At 70.4% G+C, this 20,138-nt stretch carries 19 protein-coding genes and 2 tRNA genes; 5 read left to right on the top strand and 16 right to left on the bottom strand.

Annotation, left to right across the window (positions count from 1 at the left end):
• Positions 1 to 5: 5 nt before the first annotated feature.
• Genes ACF07N_RS15895 through ACF07N_RS15875 form a run of 5 tightly spaced genes read right to left on the bottom strand, consistent with a single transcriptional unit; the run spans position 6 to position 3,551 of the window.
• Positions 6 to 1,223 (bottom strand): class E sortase, encoded by a 1,218-nt coding sequence (locus tag ACF07N_RS15895; protein ID WP_392112864.1) that lies wholly within the window; start codon positions 1,221 to 1,223, stop codon positions 6 to 8.
• Positions 1,220 to 1,858 (bottom strand): aminodeoxychorismate/anthranilate synthase component II, encoded by a 639-nt coding sequence (locus ACF07N_RS15890; protein WP_392112861.1) that lies wholly within the window; start codon positions 1,856 to 1,858, stop codon positions 1,220 to 1,222. The genes ACF07N_RS15895 and ACF07N_RS15890 overlap by 4 nt, the downstream gene beginning before the upstream one ends.
• Positions 1,855 to 2,016 carry a hypothetical protein gene (locus tag ACF07N_RS15885; RefSeq protein WP_383327319.1) on the bottom strand — a complete coding sequence of 54 codons (162 nt, stop codon included), beginning with the start codon at positions 2,014 to 2,016 and terminating at the stop codon, positions 1,855 to 1,857. The genes ACF07N_RS15890 and ACF07N_RS15885 overlap by 4 nt, the downstream gene beginning before the upstream one ends.
• A 53-nt stretch (positions 2,017 to 2,069) precedes the next feature.
• Positions 2,070 to 2,747: a class E sortase gene (locus ACF07N_RS15880; protein WP_392112857.1), complete on the bottom strand. Its 678-nt coding sequence runs from the start codon at positions 2,745 to 2,747 to the stop codon at positions 2,070 to 2,072.
• 24 nt (positions 2,748 to 2,771) lie between these two features.
• Positions 2,772 to 3,551 carry a DUF881 domain-containing protein gene (locus tag ACF07N_RS15875; RefSeq protein ID WP_383341811.1) on the bottom strand — a complete coding sequence of 260 codons (780 nt, stop codon included), beginning with the start codon at positions 3,549 to 3,551 and terminating at the stop codon, positions 2,772 to 2,774.
• Between the two features lie 139 nt (positions 3,552 to 3,690).
• On the opposite strand from ACF07N_RS15875, the gene crgA reads away from it, so the two are divergent.
• Positions 3,691 to 3,945 (top strand): cell division protein CrgA, encoded by a 255-nt coding sequence (crgA, locus tag ACF07N_RS15870; protein ID WP_383327331.1) that lies wholly within the window; start codon positions 3,691 to 3,693, stop codon positions 3,943 to 3,945.
• A gap of 256 nt (positions 3,946 to 4,201) precedes the next feature.
• Here crgA and ACF07N_RS15865 read toward each other — a convergent pair whose 3' ends face one another.
• Together ACF07N_RS15865 and ACF07N_RS15860 are read right to left on the bottom strand one after the other, a co-directional pair.
• Entirely contained in the window at positions 4,202 to 5,092 is an 891-nt protein-coding gene (locus ACF07N_RS15865; RefSeq protein WP_383327334.1) for a rhomboid family intramembrane serine protease, read from the bottom strand.
• Positions 5,093 to 5,185: 93 nt separating this feature from the next.
• A complete protein-coding gene (locus ACF07N_RS15860; protein WP_094054779.1) occupies positions 5,186 to 5,713 on the bottom strand; it encodes a peptidylprolyl isomerase in 528 nt (175 codons plus the stop codon).
• 338 nt (positions 5,714 to 6,051) lie between these two features.
• Between ACF07N_RS15860 and ACF07N_RS15855 the strand changes: the two genes are divergently transcribed.
• The gene (locus ACF07N_RS15855; protein ID WP_383327337.1) at positions 6,052 to 6,753 is read left to right on the top strand and encodes a DUF5324 family protein; all 702 of its coding nucleotides are present in this window, start codon (positions 6,052 to 6,054) and stop codon (positions 6,751 to 6,753) included.
• A 165-nt stretch (positions 6,754 to 6,918) separates the two neighbouring features.
• Here the strand turns inward: ACF07N_RS15855 and ACF07N_RS15850 are convergent.
• Positions 6,919 to 6,991: transfer RNA gene (locus ACF07N_RS15850), tRNA-Ala, on the bottom strand.
• Positions 6,992 to 7,172: 181 nt separating this feature from the next.
• On the opposite strand from ACF07N_RS15850, the gene ACF07N_RS15845 reads away from it, so the two are divergent.
• Together ACF07N_RS15845 and ACF07N_RS15840 are read left to right on the top strand one after the other, a co-directional pair.
• The gene (locus tag ACF07N_RS15845; RefSeq protein WP_067018270.1) at positions 7,173 to 7,721 is read left to right on the top strand and encodes a DNA-binding protein; all 549 of its coding nucleotides are present in this window, start codon (positions 7,173 to 7,175) and stop codon (positions 7,719 to 7,721) included.
• A 245-nt stretch (positions 7,722 to 7,966) separates the two neighbouring features.
• Positions 7,967 to 9,736 (top strand): protein kinase, encoded by a 1,770-nt coding sequence (locus ACF07N_RS15840; RefSeq protein WP_392112850.1) that lies wholly within the window; start codon positions 7,967 to 7,969, stop codon positions 9,734 to 9,736.
• 34 nt (positions 9,737 to 9,770) lie between these two features.
• Here ACF07N_RS15840 and ACF07N_RS15835 read toward each other — a convergent pair whose 3' ends face one another.
• Together ACF07N_RS15835 and ACF07N_RS15830 are read right to left on the bottom strand one after the other, a co-directional pair.
• A complete protein-coding gene (locus ACF07N_RS15835) occupies positions 9,771 to 11,129 on the bottom strand; it encodes a hypothetical protein (RefSeq protein WP_392112847.1) in 1,359 nt (452 codons plus the stop codon).
• A 142-nt stretch (positions 11,130 to 11,271) separates the two neighbouring features.
• Positions 11,272 to 11,400 (bottom strand): DLW-39 family protein, encoded by a 129-nt coding sequence (locus ACF07N_RS15830; protein WP_003999697.1) that lies wholly within the window; start codon positions 11,398 to 11,400, stop codon positions 11,272 to 11,274.
• Positions 11,401 to 11,737: 337 nt separating this feature from the next.
• Here ACF07N_RS15830 and ACF07N_RS15825 point away from each other — a divergent pair, with 337 nt between their 5' ends.
• Positions 11,738 to 12,103 (top strand): DUF6344 domain-containing protein, encoded by a 366-nt coding sequence (locus ACF07N_RS15825; RefSeq protein WP_383341820.1) that lies wholly within the window; start codon positions 11,738 to 11,740, stop codon positions 12,101 to 12,103.
• Positions 12,104 to 12,370: 267 nt separating this feature from the next.
• Here ACF07N_RS15825 and ACF07N_RS15820 read toward each other — a convergent pair.
• From ACF07N_RS15820 to recF, 6 genes are all read right to left on the bottom strand, one after another.
• Positions 12,371 to 12,447 (bottom strand) — tRNA-Ile (locus ACF07N_RS15820).
• Positions 12,448 to 12,569: 122 nt separating this feature from the next.
• Positions 12,570 to 13,385: a DUF3566 domain-containing protein gene (locus ACF07N_RS15815; RefSeq protein WP_392112843.1), complete on the bottom strand. Its 816-nt coding sequence runs from the start codon at positions 13,383 to 13,385 to the stop codon at positions 12,570 to 12,572.
• Between the two features lie 18 nt (positions 13,386 to 13,403).
• A complete protein-coding gene (gyrA, locus tag ACF07N_RS15810) occupies positions 13,404 to 15,998 on the bottom strand; it encodes a DNA gyrase subunit A (protein ID WP_383327354.1) in 2,595 nt (864 codons plus the stop codon).
• A 42-nt stretch (positions 15,999 to 16,040) separates the two neighbouring features.
• Positions 16,041 to 18,113: a DNA topoisomerase (ATP-hydrolyzing) subunit B gene (gene gyrB, locus ACF07N_RS15805; RefSeq protein ID WP_383327357.1), complete on the bottom strand. Its 2,073-nt coding sequence runs from the start codon at positions 18,111 to 18,113 to the stop codon at positions 16,041 to 16,043.
• A gap of 363 nt (positions 18,114 to 18,476) precedes the next feature.
• A complete protein-coding gene (locus ACF07N_RS15800) occupies positions 18,477 to 19,007 on the bottom strand; it encodes a DUF721 domain-containing protein (RefSeq protein WP_392112839.1) in 531 nt (176 codons plus the stop codon).
• The gene (gene recF, locus ACF07N_RS15795) at positions 19,004 to 20,125 is read right to left on the bottom strand and encodes a DNA replication/repair protein RecF (RefSeq protein ID WP_344535456.1); all 1,122 of its coding nucleotides are present in this window, start codon (positions 20,123 to 20,125) and stop codon (positions 19,004 to 19,006) included. The genes ACF07N_RS15800 and recF overlap by 4 nt, the downstream gene beginning before the upstream one ends.
• Positions 20,126 to 20,138: the final 13 nt, after the last annotated feature.

The following is a 20,138-nucleotide window of genomic DNA, read 5'->3' as shown; positions in this document are numbered from 1 at the left end:
TGCCCTTAACTGACGAGCGCATCCGGCTTGCCCTTGCTGCGCGGCCGTTCCTCGACCATCTTGCCCCAGACGATCATCCGGTACTTGCTGGTGAACTCCGGCGTGCACGTGGTCAGCGTGATGTAGCGGCCGGGCTTGGTGAACCCCGACCCCGCGGGGACGGGGTTCAGGACGCTCGTGTTGCTCGGCGACGTCACCGGCAGGATCGAGGCCATCTTGTAGACGTAGTACTCGTCCTGCGTCTCCACGACGATCGGATCGCCCGGAGCGAGCCTGTTGATGTAGCGGAACGGTTCTCCGTGGGTGTTGCGGTGTCCCGCGAGCCCGAAGTTCCCCGTCTTGTCACCGGGCATCGCGGTCTTCAGCGCGCCCTCGGCGTAGTGCCCGACCATGCCCCGGTCGAGCACGCCCTTGCTGCTGGTGCCCTCCGCGATCGGCACGACCACGTCCAGCTTCGGGATGTGCAGGATGGCGAAGCCCTGCCCCGGCTCGAAGACGCCCGGATTGCGCTTGCCGCTCGCCCAGTCGTTCTGGAGGCTGCTGGCCTCCTTGCCGGCCTGCGCGTGCGCCCGGACGTTGGTCCACCACAGCTGGTAGGTGACGAACAGCAGCATCAGCACGCCGGTGGTGATGAACACCTCGCCGATCGCCCGGCTCGCCACGACCGCCACGCCCGGCTTGCGCGCCCGCGCCTGACGCCGCGCCTCGACCCGCGACAGCGGCTCCTTGGCACGCTCCTCGCCGGCCGTGGACGTCGCCGGGACCTCCGCGGCGCCGCCGTGACGCCCGTGGCGGCCCTTGGCGGCCTTTCTGCGGGCCGCGCGGCCACCGGGGGCGGGGCGGCCTCTCCGGGCGCCCGGAGAGGCCGTGGAGCCTGGTATCGGATCCCCGTCCGAGGGCGGGGGATCCGGTATCCGCAGCGCGACCGTCTCCTCGTCGGCGGGCGGCAGGAAGGACTCACCGCCACCGGCTCCGTACGTCTGCCCGTACGCCTCGGGACCCGCCCCCGGCCCGAACGGCTGCGGCTCCGGCGCATAGGGCTGGGGCTGCTGCATCCCATAGGGCTGCGCCTCCGGCGCGAACGGCTGGGTCTGCGGCTGCCGCCCCGGCGGCGGGGCCGCGCCGTACGCCCCGCCCGACCAGTCCTCCGACGCGCCCGGCACCCCGTACGACTGCTGCCCGTACGAGGTGTCGGACTCGCGCTCGGGGCGCAGCGCGGTCACGCCGTGGCCCTGCCCACCACCGGGGCGAGCCCGGCCGACCTCGCCACCGCACCCTGGTCGCCGCACTCCGCCAGCCAGTTGGCGAGCATCCGGTGCCCGTGCTCGGTCAGCACCGACTCGGGATGGAACTGCACGCCCTCGACCGGGAGTTCCCGGTGCCTGAGGCCCATGACGATGCCGTCGTGCGTGCGGGCCGTGACCTCCAGCTCGGCCGGGACGGTCGCCGGCTCGGCGGCCAGGGAGTGGTAGCGGGTCGCCGTGAAGGGCGACGGCAGGCCGGCGAACACGCCCCCGCCGTTGTGCTCGACCAGCGAGGTCTTGCCGTGCAGCAGCTCGGGCGCCCGGTCCACCACCCCGCCGTACGCCACCTGCATGGACTGCATGCCCAGGCACACGCCGAAGACGGGCACACCGGTCGCGGCGCAGTGCCGGACCATGTCCACGCACACCCCGGCCTGCTCCGGCGCCCCGGGGCCCGGGGAGAGCAGGACACCGTCGAAGCCGGCCTGGGCGTGTGCCGTGGAGACCTCGTCGTTGCGCAGGACCTCGCACTCGGCGCCCAGCTGGTACAGGTACTGGACCAGGTTGAAGACGAAGCTGTCGTAGTTGTCGACGACGAGAATGCGCGCGCTCACTGGTTGTCCACCGTCACATCGTTGAAGGGCAGCAGCGGTTCCGCCCACGGGAAGACGTACTGGAAGAGGACGTAGACCACGGCCACGACCAGGACGAGCGAGATCACTGCCTTCACCCACGCGTTCCCCGGCAGATGCCGCCAGATCCAGCCGTACATGCCGTCCCTTCCGTCGTACCACGGCACCGGACCCACGCCGTACCGTCACCAGACTAACGGCGCAGCGCCTCAGGTTTCCCGGCCTCCACAGGCTGGGTGGAGTCCAGGTGCGCCCAGACGATCAGCCGGTGACTGTGCCCCCACTCGGGTTCGCACGTGGTCAGCGTCAGATAGCGGCCCGGACGCGTGTACCCGGAAGTACGGGGGACAGGGCCGATCACCTCGATGTCCGAGGGCACTGTTTTGTACGGGCCCTCGTCGATCCGGTACGTGAACCAGGTCGCGCCGTCGGTCAGCACCACCGCGTCCCCGCGCCGCAGCCGGGGGAAGTCCTTGAAGGGGTCGCCGTGGGTGCGGCGGTGGCCGGCGACGGCGAAGTTCCCCCGCTGCCCCAGCCGGGCCGTCTCCGCGTAGTGGCCGAGCCCCTTCTCCAGGGTGGAGGCGGCGGTGCCCTCCAGCACGGGCTTGTTCCACGTGAAACCGAGCCGCGGGATGTACATGATCGCGAAAGGCCTGCCCTTCGCGTAGGGCTTCGGCTGCTCAGCAGCCGCCGGTGGGGCGCCGCTCGACGGGCGGGACCGCGCCCACTCCTCGCGCAGCAGGCCGATCTGCTCGTCCATGACGCCGTCGGCCTGCACGCCGGTCCAGAACAGCGCGTAGACGACGAACAGCACGATCAGGCCGCCGGCGGTGACACAGAGTTCGCTGAGGGTCCTGACGATCACGCGCACCGGCGGCTCCCCCGGCCTGGGCTGCTACTCCACGGGCTTCGCGTAGTGCAGGTCCACTGTGCCCGAGTAGCCGGGCAGAGTCACCGGGCCGTTCTCCTCGACTTTCCATCCGAGCCCGTAGACGTTGACGTAGACCATGTAGTTCTGGATCGCCGGGGACGCCGCGAGGGCCTGCTTCAGCTTCCCGGGGTCGCCGACCGCGGTGATCTTGTACGGAGGCGAGTAGACGCGGCCCTGGAGGATCAGGGTGTTGCCCACGCAGCGCACCGCGCTCGTGGAGATCAGCCGCTGGTCCATGACCTTGATGCCCTTGGCACCGCCCTGCCACAGCGCGTTGACCACCGCCTGGAGGTCCTGCTGGTGGATGACCAGGTAGTCGGGCTGCGGCTCGGGGTAGCCGGGCAGCTTGGCGGTGGCGTCCGGCGGGGCGTCGTTGAGGGTGACCGTGAGGGAGTCGCCCGTGAGCTTCTGCGTGCCGGCGCGCTTCTCCAAGGCGGCGAGCTTCTCGTCCTCGGCCCGGGTGGAACCGTCGTCCCGCTCGGCGAGGGCCTCTATGTCCTGGCGCAGGGCCCCGTTCGTCTCGTCCAGCCGGCCGTTCTCCCGGCTGCGCTCCTGGATGAGGTCGGACAGCTTCAGCAGCGAGGTGTCCGAGCGGATGTTGGTGCCCTTGGCGGTGTTGAAGCTGGTGAAGAAGATCAGCCCGGCGAGGGCGAAGACGGCCGCCGTGAGGATCCGCACGGGCCGGAAACGGCGCGCGCGCTCAGGGCTGGATCCCGTCCCGGGGAAGTCGGCAGAATTGCTCAACGTACCCTTATCTCCTTCGGCGCGGCGGAAGCACTACGCTAACGGACGCCCGGGGGAGCATTCGGAGTCCCCTCACGCTGCCCCGAGACCGACCCAGTTACCTGCGCGGCCACGCAGCGCATCGACAGGAGAGACCCTCGTGCCGAAGTCACGTATCCGCAAGAAGGCCGATTACACGCCGCCGCCGTCGAAGCAGACGACCGCGATCAAGCTGAACAGCCGCGCCTGGGTCGCACCGGTCATGCTGGCCATGTTCCTCATCGGCCTGGCCTGGATCGTCATCTTCTACGTCACCGACGGCTCGCTGCCCATCGACTCCCTGGGCAACTGGAACATCGTGGTGGGCTTCGGCTTCATCGCCGCCGGATTCGGCGTCTCGACCCAGTGGAAGTAGCGGTCACCGGACGGTGAACGCAGCTCTGCCCAGGGCTGTTCCCTGAGTTATCCACAGCGGTTATCCACATGGGGAAAAGAAAGACGATCTGTGGATAACTCGTCGGGTGTTGACGCCGGTATGACGGAAGTACCGCGACTCGAAAACATGTTCGCCCCCTGCCTGACCTGCGGAAACATAGGTTAGTGACAGGGGGCACATGTGTTCTCGCACACTGTGCACAAGATCCGCCACCCGCTGTGGACAACGGAGGCGCTCAGCTGAGCTGGGCCGTCCTCACCAGGGTCAACACGACGACCACGGCCAGGACCAGTGCGCAGGTCCCGTACTGGACGAGGGCGCGGCGCTCGCGCGGGGCGTGGACCATGGCGTACCCGACGGCGACACCGGCGACGAGTCCGCCGATGTGGGCCTGCCAGGAGATGTTGAAGCCCGGGCTGAAGGTGAAGATCAGGTTGATCGCCAGCAGCGCGATGATGGGCCGCATGTCGTAGTTGAGCCGGCGCATCAGCACGGCCGTGGCACCGAAGAGGCCGAAGATCGCTCCGGAGGCACCCAGCGTGGCCGTCGCCGGGGAGGTCAGCAGATAGGCGAGCGCGCTGCCCGCGAGGCCCGAGACGAGGTAGAGCGCGAGGTAGCGCACACGTCCCAGGGCCGCTTCGAGGGGGCCGCCGAGCCACCACAAACTGAGCATGTTGAACGCGATGTGCCAGATCTCCTGGTGCGTGAAGACCGACGTCACCATGCGGTACCACTCGCCTCCCGCCACGCCCTGGGTGGGGGTGAAGGGAGCAGGCGGCCAGGCGCCGAGCAGGACCAGGTCGCTGAGGAGGGACTCGTGCACCCGGACGGCGACGAAGACCGCCAGGTTGATCCCGATCAGGATCTTGGTGAGCAGGCGGGGGTCAGCGGCGACACTGCCGCCGGCGAGCGTGCGGGGCATCGAGGCCGAGGGGGCGTGCCCGGTGCCGGAGCCGGTGCGGACGCACTCGGGGCACTGGAATCCGACGGAGGCGTCGACCATGCACTCGGGGCAGATCGGGCGCTCGCAGCGGGTGCAGCGGACGCCGGTCTCACGGTCCGGGTGGCGGTAGCACATGGGGACGCTGTGGGCGTCCTGCGGGCTGCCCGCAGCCTGCTCGTCCATGGGTTCCCCTCGGTCGTGGTGAAAAAGCCCGCCCTGCTCATCCCTACGGACGAGCAGGGCGATTGGTTCCCTGCGAAGGCCTCGGTGAGGGCCTCAGCGGGTCTCGATCACGACGGACTCGATGACCACGTCCTGGAGCGGGCGGTCGGTGCGCGGGTTCGTCTGCGTGGTGGCGATGGTGTCCACCACCTTCTGGCTGGCCGCGTCGGTGACCTCGCCGAAGATGGTGTGCTTGCGGTTCAGCCACGCCGTCGGGGAGACGGTGATGAAGAACTGCGAGCCGTTGGTGCCCGGGCCGGCGTTGGCCATCGCCAGCAGGTAGGGCTTGTCGAAGCGGAGGTCCGGGTGGAACTCGTCCTCGAACTGGTAGCCGGGACCGCCGGTGCCGTTGCCCAGCGGGTCACCGCCCTGGATCATGAAGCCGCTGATCACCCGGTGGAAGACCGTGCCGTCGTAGAGCCTGTCCGTGGACTTCTGACCCGTCTCCGGGTGCGTCCACTCCCGCTCGCCCTGGGCGAGCTCGACGAAGTTCTTGACCGTCTTGGGGGCGTGGTTCGGCAGGAGCCGGACCTCGATGTCGCCGTGGTTGGTCTTCAGGGTGGCGTAGAGCTGCTCAGCCACGATCTGCCTTCCGTTGTCTTTCTGTGACTCCCTGATCCTCGCACGGACGCGCCCGCGCGTCGCCCGACCTCGGCGCAGCGGGGGGAAACCCTCGGCGGACGATCACAGAAAACCGGCCGGGTCGTCCCGGGGCGGGGGCGCGGGGCGGCGATCCGTGGCATTGTCGACGACAAGCTCCTGTTGCCTCTTATTCGTCCGCTATTGCACGTGATCGGCGTCGGATGCCGATTCGCGTGACCCGGATGCCCGCCCACGCATGCTCGGTGGTGCACCGGGAGGCATGATCCGTAAAAGGGTGGAAAGTCGAAATACCGTACGCCACCGAGGAGGAGGAACCCGTGACCCGCATCGACAGCGTGCGCGCCGCGACTGGTTCGGCGAAGGACAGCGTGCTGCACGCCGCGGAAGTGGTGGCGCCCTACGCCGACACGGCCAAGGACAGGGCCGCGCACTACGCACACGAGGCGCGCGTACGGCTGGCGCCCAAGGTGACGCAGGCCGCCGGGCAGGCACGTGTCCAGTACGGCGCCCATGTGCAGCCTTATCTGGAACAGGCCCGTTCCCATGTGCCGCCGAACGTCGACCAGGCCGCCCGCGAGGCAGCCGTCCGCACCCGCAAGGCCGCCCGCCAGGCGGCGGAGTACTCCCGGCCGATGCTGGAGCAGGCAGTGGCGGCGGCCGTGCCCGTGACGACCGAGGCCGCGGCCCGCAGTGCGGCCGCGATGGCCGCACTGCGCGGTCAGGTCTCGGCGAAGGAGATCCAGAAGCTGGTCCGCCGGCAGCAGCGGCGGGCACGGGCCGGCAAGGCCGTCAAGACTCTGGTGATCCTGGGTGCCGTGGCGGGCGGTGCGTTCGCCGCGTGGAAGTGGTGGGACAAGCAGGCCAACCCTGACTGGCTGGTCGAGCCGCCCGCCGCGACCGAGGTGCCCGAGTCGGGCCGGCTGTCCGCCGTGGACGGCAGTGGCCAGTCGGCTCTGGACCCCGAGGTCCAGGTCAAGGAGGCCGAGGAGGAGGCCGCCCAGCGCGACGACCGTCCCTGAACGGCGCCGATCGACAGTACGGCGGGGCGGGAGACTTGAGGGCATGCCCTCGGGGTCTCCCGCCCCGCCGCGTTGTTTCACGTGAAACGGTGCCCCCGGTAGATGAAAGGGCACGAAAAAACGCCCTCCGTGTCCGCGTTTCCGCAGACCGGAGGGCGTTTCAGGTGGAGCCTAGGGGAGTCGAACCCCTGACATCTGCCATGCAAAGACAGCGCTCTACCAACTGAGCTAAGGCCCCGCAAGAAGACGTCCGACCGGAGAAACCGCGTACCGGCGGGCGTCGGAGACCAGAGTACCGGGTCACCCCCGTGGTTCCGCAAAAAGATTGGGGGTCCCCGTCGCCGACCACTCTCCGTAAGATGCTCGGCGTGGTTCGCTACCGCGAACCGCCGTACTTGGGGAAGCGATGGGGAGACGCAATGGACGCCGCACAGCAGGAAGCCACCGCAAGAGCGCGGGAACTGCAGCGGAACTGGTACGGGGAGCCGCTGGGGGCGCTCTTCCGTAAGCTCATCGACGATCTTGGTCTCAACCAGGCTCGTCTCGCGGGGGTGCTGGGACTGTCGGCGCCGATGCTGTCGCAGCTGATGAGCGGTCAGCGCGCGAAGATCGGCAACCCTGCCGTGGTGCAGCGGGTGCAGCTCCTGCAGGACCTGGCGGGGCAGGTCGCCGACGGCAGCGTGAGCGCGGCCGAGGCCACCGAGCGCATGGAGGAGATCAAGAAGTCGCAGGGTGGCTCGGTGCTCAGCAACACCACGCAGACGACGAGCAGTTCGGGGGCGCCCACGGTCAAGCGGGTCGTCCGCGAGATCCAGTCGCTGCTGCGCTCGGTCGCCGCGGCGGGCGACATCATCGACGCAGCGGACACCCTCGCCCCCACCCACCCCGAGCTGGCGGAGTTCCTCCGGGTCTACGGCGCCGGCCGCACCTCGGACGCGGTCGCGCACTACCAGTCCCACCAGAGCTGATCCCCGAGCCCGGCCGCCGAAGGGGGTTCGGCAGCGGGCCTCGGAAGTGAAGCGACGGGGGTGCGTCACGGTACGGGCGGACACGAGGGGGCGTGTGCCGCGCGGGGGACCGTCCGACGCGAGGGGCGGGGAGAGCCCCGGGGAGTCGGGGAAGCAGGGGGAGTCTTTCGCCCGTCGGGGAGTCGCGGCGCTCGCCGAGGGGGAAGCAAGGGGGGAGACCACAGGGGGAGGAGCGACGGACAGCCATGGGTGAGGTCTTCGCCGGCCGGTACGAACTGGTCGACCCGATCGGACGCGGAGGGGTCGGAGCGGTCTGGCGCGCCTGGGATCACCGCCGCCGCCGCTACGTGGCCGCCAAGGTCCTGCTGCAGAGCGACGCGCACTCGCTGCTGCGCTTCGTCCGCGAGCAGGCCCTGCGCATCGACCATCCACATGTCCTCGCCCCCACCAGCTGGGCCGCCGACGACGACAAGGTCCTGTTCACCATGGACCTGGTCGCCGGGGGCTCCCTGGTGCACCTCGTCGGGGACTACGGCCCGCTGCCGCCGGCGTTCGTGTGCACCCTGCTCGACCAGTTGCTGTCGGGGCTGGCAGCGGTGCACGCGGAGGGCGTGGTGCACCGGGACGTGAAGCCCGCCAACGTGCTCCTGGAGGCCACGGGCACGGGCCGGCCGCGGCTGCGGCTGTCCGACTTCGGCATCGCGATGCGGCTCGGCGAGCCCCGGCTGACCGAGACGAACCTTGTGGTGGGGACACCCGGCTACCTCGCGCCGGAGCAGCTGATGGGCGCCGAGCCGGACTTCCCCGCCGACCTGTTCGCCGTCGGACTGGTCGCGCTGTACCTGCTGGAGGGCGCCAAGCCGGACAGCAAGGCACTCATCCAGTACTTCGCCGAGCACGGGACGCCGGGGGCGCCCCAGGGCATTCCCGAGCCGCTGTGGCAGGTGGTGGCCATGCTGCTGCAGCCCGACCCGGAAGCGCGGTTCCGTACGGCCACGGGGGCGCGCAAGGCGCTCGCGGCCGCGGCGGAACTCCTCCCGGAGCCGGGCCCGGACGACGAACTGATCGAGATCTTCGACCAACTCGGGCCCCTTCCCAAGGGGTTCGCCCCCGAGGGACCGCTGGAGCGGGCACGGGGCCTGGCCCCGCACGAGGGCCGGGCGGGTGCGGAGCAGGGACCGACCGGGGCGACCTCGGCACCGGCCGCACGACCGCCGGGCTCGGGGCCGGACGCGAGACGGTCCGAGGCGGGCGAGGGACCCTCCGCAGCGGGCACGGCAGCACCTGCGGGGCAGGCCGTCCGGCATTCGGAGGTCGGCGCGCCCGCCGGGCAGACCACCGGGCCTTCGGGGACTGGCGCGCCCGCGGGGCAGACCACCGAACCTTCGGGGGCGGGCGCACCCGCGGGCCAGCACCTCGGGCCTTCAGGCGCGGGCCGGTCCGGTTCCGGGCAGGGGGTCCAGGACGCGACCGGGACGGGATCCACCGGGTCCCGGCAGCGTGCCGACGCCCTCGGCACGGGGACGGGCCGGCCGGGCGCGGACAGGCAGCCGGTACGACCGGACCCCCGGCAGGCACCCGGCTCCCCGTCTACCCCCACTCAGCATCCCTCGATGTCGGACACGGGCAGTTTTCACCTGCCGCCGCCGCAGTCGCCGCTCATCTCCTCCCCCAGCCCCACCGAGCCCCATCAGCCACACAGCCAACTCCCGCACCACGAGCCCCAGTTCTCCCCCTACGACCTCACACACCCGAGGCCCGCGGCCCAGCCGCTTCCCCCCGCGTACGTGAGTCCCCACCTGCCCCCGGCGGAGCCGTACCGCGCGGACACGGTCACCGCCTCGTACACCGCCCGCACCCCACAGGCCCTCACGGCAACGGGCGGCCAGCCGGCGTCCCGGCACCGGGCGCCCCGGCCGCGCCGCCCCGGCCCCCCGGCCAAGGTGGCGGTCCCCCTCCTGCTGCTGGCCCTGGCCTGCTACGCCGTCGGCTTCTGGGCGCTGACCCGCATCTGAGGCACGGCCGTACCCGGCCGCGGCGCGCCCACCGTCACGCGGCGCCGCGCCGCCGGGCCGTCAGGGTCCACGCTCCGAGCCCCACCAGCAGCGCGGTCCCGGTGCCGATGCCGCCCACCGCGACCATCCGCATCAGGGTGTCGTCACCCGACGCGGGCACGCCTTCCACCGCCGCTTCCCGGTCCTGCTCGGAGACGTCGAAGACACCCTCCGGCCGGGACTTCCCGGTGTACCCGGGGCCGCTGCGCGCCTCGCCGCCCAGCCGGACGCGCAGGGTCAGCGGGAACGGCCCGTCACCGAAGCTGTCGGCGACGTCCCGGGCGAGGTGCGCGACGAGGTAGTAGGAGCCGGCGAAGCGCATCGCCCCCACCTGGGCGGTGGCGGCGTAGCGGTTCGCGTGGTCGACCGGCGGCAGCGGGGGCAGGCTGCCGGAATTCTGATCGCCGTCGTAGCCGACGCTCACGTCGGCGGCGCGGCCGCGCGCGGGGTTGTAGAGCGCCAGGTCGAGGGCGCCGGAGGCGTACCCCGTGCCACCGGAGTCGGAGCTGCCCAGCTCGGCCGTCACCGAGAGCTGCCGGCCCCAGTCGACCGGCACCGCGTAGAAGAGCGTCTGGCCGGGCCGGATGTCGTCACGCCAGACCCCTTCGTCCAGAGGGGTCGCCCGGGTGAAACCGGCGCCGCCCCGGCGGCGTTCGGGCGTGCCCTGGCGTGGCTGCGGCGTGGCGGAGTCCCACACCCGGGGAGCGCTGGTCGCGCCGGTCTCCGCGGGCGGTTCGGTCACGGTGAGGAGCTCCAGGTCCCAGGGGCCCGGTGAGGAGCCCTCCCCTTCAGGGTCGGAGCGCTCCACGGACACGTAGTAGGTCCCGGCCTTCTGGCACAGCGACTTGACGGGCGAGATCTCGCGCACACCCCAGGCGGCGATGGGGTGGGGGCTGCGGGCGGCGCCGAAGTTGGCGGTGTCGGAGGAGCAGGAGTTGCCCTCGGCGTCCTGCACGGACACCTTCAGTCCGTCGATGACGGAGACGCCGCTGCCGGCGGGAGGAACGGCGGTGACGGAGACGTACGCGCTGGACGTGGCGTCGAGATCAAGGGCGTAGCTGACCTTGCCGCTGCTCGGCAGGGAGCTCCTGTAGGACGTGCCGAGCGTGAGACGCGGGGCGTCCGCGGTGCTGCGCGCCCCGTCGACGGTCCGGGCGCCCTCGGCGAAGCCGTACGGGGCCGGCGTGGCCGCCCTCGCGGAGTCACCGGCGGCCCCGGCGGCCGGGGCCGGTCCCACGGTGGCCGTCGTCGTCCCCAGCACCACGGCCACGGCGCCCAGGCGCACGGCCGCCGACGGCCCGCCGCGCCACGCCCCCGCACGCCGCTCGCGCGCCGTACACCACCGTCCCCTCACGCGCCACCCCTCACCGTCGCCCGAGCTCAAAACCGTGAACCGTGGCCCATCCTGCCGCGCCACACGGGCTCACGACCGGCCCTCGGCACACAAAACCCCGACCGCGAGGCGGCCGGGGTGTGTCGAAAGGGGTTGTCGTGACTCACGAACCCGTGGGCACGGAGTCAGTCGCCTCCGTCCACAGATCCTGCTCGGCGCGATCCGCCTGGATCTGGCGGTACACGAGGAGCCCGCCGATGGCGGCCAGTGCGACCAGGAGAAGCTTCTTCACCGCGCGACCTCGTCTTTCCTTGACGTAGGGGACCTCTGGCGCCCGACTATACACACCGACCGATACCGATCGGTGACCTGCGTCGGCCGTCAACTCCCGTCCCGGACACCGGGATAGAAGCGGAGTACGCCGCTCCGATCGGAGGGTGATCACACGCCGACGGACGGTTACTTCGCCCCTTCTCCTCCCCTCTCCTCACGTTTTCCGGCCTCTTGCACCCATCCGGGTGGTGTTCATCTGAACATCGCCGCGCCACGGGCGGAGGTCCACCATTTCGCGGCCCTCATACACATCATGAGGAAAGTACGCAAATCGCCCAACCCGAAAGTGAGGGGCCATGGCCCGGAACAAGGTCATGAAGCTGTGGACCACCATCGTCACCGCCTTCCTCGCCCTGTGCACGGCGCTCGGATTCATCACCACGACCGCCGCGGCGGCGGTACCGCAGGCCGAGCAGCAGCGCAACAGCGAGCGCATCCCGCAGCAGCGGACGGCACCGGTGGCCGCGCCCTGGGCCCAGGCGAGGGCCCTGCCCCCCACGATGAAACAGCGCATCCGCGCCGAGGCCCACGGCAAGTCCCCGCGCTGCCGCCACCGCTCCCTCACGGACTCGACGGCCACGACCACGCCGGACTGCCCGGACGACGACACGGACGACGAGGGCGACCCCGCCGCCTCCCGCCTCACGCCCCTCACGCGCTGAACGCACGGTCCCTGGTACGTCCTGGCGATCTTGCGTACCCCACGACCCACCAGAGACCCGCAAGACCCCGGCCGCTCCCCGGCCGGGGTCTTCGCATGTACAGCCCACGCCACCCGGCACACACCACCCGCACACGCCCCCTGGCCCCTGGCCTCTGGCCCCGGCACGGGATACGAACCGGACACGGGAACGGGCACGGGCTGCGGCAACGGACACAGACACGGACACGGAAAGACCCCCGGCCCATCGGACCGGGGGTCTGTTCGCTGGTGGGGCTAACAGGATTTGAACCTGTGGCCTCATCCTTATCAGGGATGCGCTCTAACCAACTGAGCTATAGCCCCGCCGCGCTCTGCGGTGTGTGTCCCGCGCGCTGACTCCTGAAGATTAGCGCACGACATGGGCAGTCCCAAAATCGGTTACCGGAGCACCGTCGGCGGGACACCCGCAGCACGTCGGGGTGACGTCACTCGTCCTCGGCGAGCGTCAGCTCCACACCGCCCACGAAGCCCGCGGAGAGGTTGTAGATGAACGCGCCGAGGGTCGCGAGGGCCGTCGCCAGGACGACGTCGATGACCGCGATGACCGACGTGAACAGCAGGACGTTGGGCAGCGACAGGAAGGCCTGCAGGTCGAAGCCGTTGGACTCGTTGGAGCCGGTGGCCTCGGAGATCGTGCCGCCGACCGTCGAGAACACACCCATCGCGTCCATGACCATCCACAGCACGGCGGCCGCGACGATCGTGCAGATGCCGAGCGCGATGGAGAGCAGGAAGCTGACCTTCATCACCGACCACGGGTCGGCCTTCGCCACCCGCAGGCGGGCCTTGCGGACCCGCGGCGTGGTGCGTGCCCCGGTGCGCGGGCGCCGCACCGCGGCACCGGCCCCCGCGCCGTCGCCGGGCGCGGCCCCCTGCTGCGCCGGGTACGCCTGCGGCGGGTGGTACGGCCCGGCGGGCTGCCGCGTCTGCCGTTCCCCGGGCAGCGGCGAGGCCGTCGGTCCGGCGGTGCCCTGGTCCTGGGCGGCCGGCTGCGGCGCCGCGCCGGTGGCGGCCGGGCCCGCCCCAGGCTTCTGCTGGGTCTGCGGACCTCGGGTGTCCGTCACAGTTCCCCCCTGTGATCCATGCGTGTCAGGCGAGGACGAGCCCTTGGTCGGGGACTTGACCGCCTTCAGGTTGGTCGTGTGCGGATCCGCCGCACGCGCGGCGGAGCCACGGCCGCCGCCGTCCGTCTCCGTACCCTTGGAGGTACCGGTCGGTCCGGCGCCCGTGGCTCCGCTCACGCTGACTCACTCCTCGTGCTACTCGGCCGAGGGCGCCTCACCCTCGTCCGTGCCGGTGGTCGCGGCACCCTCGGCGGTCTCGTCGACGACCACGTCGCCGTCGACCTCCTCCGCCTCGCGTCCCGCCTCGGCGTTGCGAGCGATGCCCACGACGGCATCGCGCTTGCCCAGATTGATCAGTTGGACGCCCATGGTGTCACGGCCGGTTTCCCTGATCTCGTTGACTCGCGTACGAATCACACCGCCCGACAGCGTGATGGCGAGGATCTCGTCGGTCTCCTCGACCACCAGCGCGCCGACGAGGGAACCGCGGTCCTCGACGATCTTGGCGGCCTTGATGCCGAGGCCGCCGCGACCCTGGACGCGGTACTCGTCGACGTTGGTCCGCTTCGCGTACCCGCCGTCTGTGGCAGTGAACACGAACGTACCGGGTCGAACAACATTCATCGAGAGGAGCTCGTCCCCTTCGCGGAAGCTCATGCCCTTGACACCCGAGGTGGCACGGCCCATGGGACGCAGGGTGTCGTCCGATGCGGTGAACCTGATCGACTGCGCCTTCTTGCTGATCAGAAGCAGATCGTCGTCGGCCGAGACGAGTTCGGCACCGATCAGTTCGTCGTCCGAACCGTCCTCCATCGACCGGAGGTTGATCGCGATCACACCGCCGGAACGGGGCGAATCGTAATCCTTCAGAGGCGTCTTCTTCACAAGTCCGGCCTTGGTGGCGAGCACCAGGTACGGGACGGCCTCGTAGTCGCGGATCGCCAGGATCTCCGCGATCGCCTCGTCCGGCTGGAAGGCGAGCAGGTTCGCGACGTGCTGGCCGCGCGCGTCCCGGCCGGCGTCGGGCAGCTCATAGCCCTTGACGCGGTAGACCCGGCCCTTGTTCGTGAAGAACAGCAGCCAGTGGTGCGTGGTGGACACGAAGAAGTGGTCGACGATGTCGTCTTCCTTGAGCTTCGCGCCGCGCACGCCCTTGCCGCCGCGCTTCTGGGCGCGGTAGTCGTCGGTCTTGGTGCGCTTGATGTAGCCGCCCCGGGTGACCGTGACGACGATGTCCTCCTCGGCGATCAGGTCCTCGATGGACATGTCGCCCTCGTAGGGGATCAGCGTCGTCTTGCGGTCGTCGCCGTACTTCTCGACGATCGCGGCCAGCTCCGCGCTGACGATGCCGCGCTGGCGGACCGGGGAGGCCAGGATCTCGTTGTACTCGTTGATCTTCGCCTGGAGCTCGTCGTGCTCCTGGACGATCTTCTGGCGCTCCAGGGCGGCCAGCCGGCGCAGCTGCATCTCGAGGATGGCGTTGGCCTGGATCTCGTCGATCTCCAGCAGGCTCATCAGGCCGCCGCGGGCGATCTCGACCGTGTCACTGCGCCGGATCAGCGCGATGACCTCGTCGATGGCGTCCAGGGCCTTGAGCAGACCGCGCAGGATGTGCGCCCGCTCCTCGGCCTTGCGCAGCCGGAAGCGCGTCCGGCGGACGATGACCTCGATCTGGTGCGTCACCCAGTGGCGGATGAACGCGTCCAGCGAGAGCGTGCGCGGCACGCCGTCGACCAGCGCCAGCATGTTGGCGCCGAAGTTCGTCTGCAGGTCGGTGTGCTTGTAGAGGTTGTTCAGCACGACCTTGGCGACCGCGTCCCGCTTGAGCACGATGACCAGGCGCTGGCCGGTGCGCGAGGACGTCTCGTCGCGGACGTCGGCGATGCCGCCGATCTTGCCGTCCTTCACCAGGTCGGCGATCTTCTGCGCGAGGTTGTCCGGGTTGGTCTGGTACGGCAGCTCCGTGACCACCAGGCACTGGCGGTTCTGGATCTCCTCGACCTCGACGACCGCGCGCATGGTGATCGAGCCGCGGCCGGTGCGGTACGCCTCCTCGATGCCCCGGCGGCCCACGACGAGCGCGCCGGTCGGGAAGTCCGGGCCCTTGATGCGCTCGATCAGCGCGTCCAGCAGCTCCTCGTGCGAGGCCTCGGGGTTCTCCAGGTACCACTGGGCACCGGCGGCGACCTCGCGCAGGTTGTGCGGCGGGATGTTGGTCGCCATGCCGACCGCGATGCCGGCCGAGCCGTTGATCAGCAGATTCGGGAAGCGGGCCGGCAGGACGGTCGGCTCCTGGGAGCGGCCGTCGTAGTTGTCCGTGAAGTCGACGGTCTCCTCGTCGATGTCGCGGACCATCTCCATCGACAGCGGCGCCATCTTGCACTCGGTGTACCGCATGGCCGCGGCCGGGTCATTGCCCGGGGAGCCGAAGTTGCCGTTGGAGTCGACCAGCGGCATGCGCATCGACCAGGGCTGGGCGAGGCGCACGAGGGCGTCGTAGATGGAGGAGTCGCCGTGCGGGTGGTAGTTGCCCATGACGTCGCCGACGACGCGGGCGCACTTGTAGAAGCCGCGCTCGGGGCGATAGCCGCCGTCGTACATGGCGTACAGCACGCGGCGGTGGACGGGCTTGAGGCCGTCGCGGACGTCCGGCAGCGCACGCGAGACGATGACGGACATCGCGTAGTCGAGGTACGAGCGCTGCATCTCCGTCTCGAGCCCGACGGGCTCGACGCGCATGGCCAGGGCGTCACCCTCGGGCGTCGTCACGGGAGTGTTCTCGTCGGTCATTGCTGGTGAAGATCCTTCCTGGTGCGGTCAGCTGAGACCGACTCAGATGTCGAGGAAGCGGACGTCCTTGGCGTTGCGCTGGATGAACGCGCGGCGGGCCTCGACGTCCTCGCCCATGAGGACCGAGAACAGGTCGTCGGCCTGGGCGGCGTCGTCGAGCGTGACCTGGCCGAGGACGCGGTGCTCCTGGTCCATGGTCGTGATGCGCAGCTCCTCGGCGTTCATCTCGCCGAGGCCCTTGAAGCGCTGGACGGAGTCCTCGCGGATCCGCTTGCCGGCGTTGCGGCCCATCTCGATCAGGGCGTCGCGCTCACGGTCGGAGTACGCGTACTCGAAGTCGTCCTTGCCCCACTTGATCTTGTACAGCGGGGGACGCGAGAGGTACACGTGCCCGGCCTCGACCAGGGGCCGCATGAAGCGGAACAGGAAGGTCAGCAGCAGCGTGTTGATGTGCTGGCCGTCGACGTCGGCGTCCGCCATCAGGATGATCTTGTGATAGCGGAGCTTCTCGATGTCGAAGTCCTCGTGCACGCCCGTGCCGAACGCGGAGATCATCGCCTGGATCTCCTGGTTCTGCAGGATGCGGTCGATGCGCGCCTTCTCGACGTTGAGGATCTTGCCGCGGATCGGGAGGATCGCCTGGTACTGCGGGTTGCGGCCGGACTTGGCCGAGCCGCCGGCGGAGTCACCCTCGACGATGAAGATCTCGCACTTCTCGGGGTCGTTCGACTGGCAGTCGGAGAGCTTGCCCGGCAGGGAAGCCGACTCCAGCAGGCCCTTGCGGCGCGTCAGGTCGCGGGCCTTGCGGGCCGCCACGCGCGCGGTGGCCGCAGCGATGCCCTTGCGGATGATGTCCGCCGCCTCGTTGGGGTTGCGGTCCAGCCAGTCCGCGAGGTGCTCGTAGACGACCTTCTGCACGAAGGTCTTGGCCTCGGTGTTGCCCAGCTTGGTCTTCGTCTGGCCCTCGAACTGGGGCTCGCTCAGCTTGACCGAGATGATCGCGGTCAGGCCCTCGCGGATGTCGTCACCGGTGAGGTTGTCGTCCTTCTCCCGGAGCAGCTTCTTGTCGCGCGCGTACTTGTTGATCAGCGAGGTCAGCGCGGCCCGGAAGCCCTCTTCGTGCGTACCGCCCTCGTGGGTGTGGATGATGTTGGCGAACGAGTACACGCCCTCCGTGTAGCCGCCGTTCCACTGCATGGCGACCTCGAGGGACAGCTGCCGTTCCCTGTCCTCGGCCTCCAGGTCGATGACGGTGGGGTGGACCGCCTCGCCCTTGCGGGAGTTGAGGTACTTCACGAAGTCGACGATGCCGCCCTCGTAGTGGTACGTGACCGTCTTGACCTCGGCGGTCTCGTCCGCGCCCGCCTCGTCGGCACCGGAGGTGGCCTTCGCGGACTCGCGCTCGTCGGTGAGCCTGATCGTGAGGCCCTTGTTGAGGAACGCCATCTCCTGGAAGCGCCGCGAGAGCGTCTCGAAGGAGTACTCGGTGGTCTCGAAGATGTCCGGGTCGGCCCAGAAGGTGACCGAGGTGCCCGTCTCCTCGGTGGCTTCGTGCTGGGCGAGCGGCGCCGTGGGGACGCCCATCTTGTAGTCCTGCGTCCAGCGGTGGCCGTCGGTCTTGACCTCGACGGCGACCTTGGAGGACAGCGCGTTCACGACGGAGACACCCACGCCGTGCAGACCACCGGAGACCGCGTAGCCCCCGCCGCCGAACTTTCCGCCCGCGTGCAGCACGGTCAGCACGACCTCGACGGCCGGCTTCCCCTCGGAGGGGACGATGCCCACCGGGATGCCACGGCCGTTGTCGACGACCCGCACACCGCCGTCGGCGAGGATCGTCACGTCGATCGTGTCCGCGTGGCCGGCCAGCGCCTCGTCGACCGAGTTGTCGACGACCTCGTACACGAGGTGGTGCAGTCCTCGTTCACCGGTCGAGCCGATGTACATGCCGGGTCGCTTGCGGACCGCGTCCAGACCCTCGAGGACGGTGATGGCACTGGCGTCGTACGACGCCGTTACGGAGGCCTCGGCGACTCCGGCCGGGGCCTCGGTGGACGGGATGTTCTCGTTGGGGTTGCCGGAATCGGCCACGAAGCGCCCTTTCTGGCACAGCACGAGCCGGGCTCGTCGGCGGGTTGCCGGAGCGGCTGCGGCATGTTGCGTTGGTAAGCCTTGATCAGCGTTGCTCAGCTTTTCCCGGACGGTCCCCACGATGGGGGCGGGATTGCTTCCAGTCTACCGGTAGCACTGACACTGATGGGGGTTTGCCGGTACCTGAGTCCGCATGTGGCGCCCTAGCCGGGTCTCGTCCGACTCCCGATATGCGGATGGGGGCTCCAAGAGGCTCACGGAGCCACTCAGCGCTTTCGGCCGTCAACCCTTGGCTACTTCGGAGTCAGGTCCCGATTCGCAACCGTGTGCGGTGCCGCGACGGGAGGGCGGGCCCCACCGATCGAGGCCGGTCAGACGTGACGTAAGTCACCTGTAGGTAGCGCCGGAACCCGTGCTGCCGGGGGCGCGCAGAGGGCCGTAACGGCGTGCGGGAGCGCTGGGGCCGACGACCTTGATGTGCCGCACGGTGCCGTGGCCCAGGTCCTCGTTGAGCCGCGCGACGAGTACGGGCGCGAGGCGGCGCACCTCGGTGGCCCAGACCGGGGACTCGCACTGCACGATCAGGACACGCTCGTCCTCGTCGTACCGCTGCGGGGTGCAGTGGCCGGCGAGCTGCTCTCCGACGATCTGCGGCCAGCGGCCCATCACCCCGCCCACGGCGGCCGGTGCCTCCCAGCCGCGCTCGGTGATCAGCCGGTTGATCGCGGAACCGAGCGCCATGGGATCGCGACCGTCGGCACGCGCGCCGGAGCGCAGCCCGCCACCCCGGCGCGCCTGCTTCTTCTGCTGCGCCGCGTCCCCCCGCGCGCGGGCGGCCTCCTTCGCCGCGCGCAACGCCACGCGTGCGAGGTCGACGCCGGAGGGCTCGGGCTCCTTCTTCGGCTCCCGCGTGCTCATACGCGCTCCACCGTCCCCTCGGACACGGCGAACCGCACCCCGGACAGCACGTGCGGGACGTCGTCGTCCACCGCCGCGGTGACCAGCACCTGCTCACCGGGCGCGACCAGTTCGGCGAGCCGCTCGCGCCGGCGGGTGTCCAGCTCGGCGAAGACGTCGTCGAGCACCAGCACCGGCTCGTTGCCCTCGGCCCGCAGCAGGTCGTACGAGGCCAGGCGCAGGGCCAGCGCGTACGACCAGGACTCGCCGTGCGAGGCGTAGCCCTTGGCGGGCAGCTGGCCGAGCTTGAGCAGCAGGTCGTCCCGGTGCGGTCCGACCAGCGTGACGCCCCGTTCGATCTCCTGCTTGCGGGCTTCGGCGAGCGCGGCCGTCAGCTGCTCGAACAGGTCCTCGCGGGTGTGCGCCTCGCCCGGCGCGGACGGCTTGTACTCCAGGGCGACCGGGCCGCCGCCCGGGGCCAGCTGCTCGTACGCCTTGTCGGCCAGCGGCTGGAGCGTGGCGATCAGGTCGAGCCGCTGGGCGAGCAGCTCGGCGCCCGCGCGCGCGAGGTGCTGGTCCCAGACGTCCAGGGTGGACATGTCCATGGACCGGCCGCCGTGCCGCCGGGCCAGCGCGGCCGACTTCAGCAGGGTGTTGCGCTGCTTGAGCACCCGGTCGTAGTCGGAGCGGACCCCGGCCATGCGCGGGGAACGGGCGGTGATCAGCTCGTCGAGGAAGCGCCGCCGCTCCCCGGGGTCGCCCTTGACCAGGGCGAGGTCCTCCGGCGCGAACAGCACGGTCCGTACGATGCCCAGCACGTCACGTGGTCTGACCTGCGTGGACCTGTTGATCCGGGCACGGTTGGCGCGGCCCGGGTTGAGCTCCAGCTCGATCAGCTGCTGCCGCTCGCCCTGCCGGACCTGCGCCCGGACGATCGCGCGCTCGGCGCCCATGCGGACCAGGGGGGCGTCGGAGGAGACGCGGTGGCTGCCGAGGGTGGCGAGATAGCCGACGGCCTCGACGAGGTTGGTCTTGCCCTGCCCGTTCGGCCCGACGAAGGCCGTCACCCCCGGGTCGAGCGGGACCTCGACCCGGGGATAGGAGCGGAAGTCGGCCAGCGACAGATGCGTGACGTGCATGGTCGTTCCGCCG

The organism is Streptomyces sp. NPDC015242, from assembly GCF_043079125.1.
GTDB lineage: Bacteria > Actinomycetota > Actinomycetes > Streptomycetales > Streptomycetaceae > Streptomyces.
Note: the sequence above shows the minus strand (reverse complement) of the source record. Positions and strands in the feature narration are given on the sequence as shown.

Bases quoted from the DNA above. Each gene is read 5' to 3' on its own strand.
- ACF07N_RS15885 (WP_383327319.1), bottom strand. From the start codon at position 2,016: ATGTACGGCTGGATCTGGCGGCATCTGCCGGGGAACGCGTGGGTGAAG.
- ACF07N_RS15865 (WP_383327334.1), bottom strand. From the start codon at position 5,092: ATGGACGAGCAGGCTGCGGGCAGCCCGCAGGACGCCCACAGCGTCCCC.
- ACF07N_RS15845 (WP_067018270.1), top strand. From the start codon at position 7,173: ATGGACGCCGCACAGCAGGAAGCCACCGCAAGAGCGCGGGAACTGCAG.
- ACF07N_RS15840 (WP_392112850.1), top strand. From the start codon at position 7,967: ATGGGTGAGGTCTTCGCCGGCCGGTACGAACTGGTCGACCCGATCGGA.
- ACF07N_RS15825 (WP_383341820.1), top strand. From the start codon at position 11,738: ATGGCCCGGAACAAGGTCATGAAGCTGTGGACCACCATCGTCACCGCC.
- gyrA (WP_383327354.1), bottom strand. From the start codon at position 15,998: ATGACCGACGAGAACACTCCCGTGACGACGCCCGAGGGTGACGCCCTG.
- ACF07N_RS15800 (WP_392112839.1), bottom strand. From the start codon at position 19,007: ATGAGCACGCGGGAGCCGAAGAAGGAGCCCGAGCCCTCCGGCGTCGAC.
- recF (WP_344535456.1), bottom strand. From the start codon at position 20,125: ATGCACGTCACGCATCTGTCGCTGGCCGACTTCCGCTCCTATCCCCGG.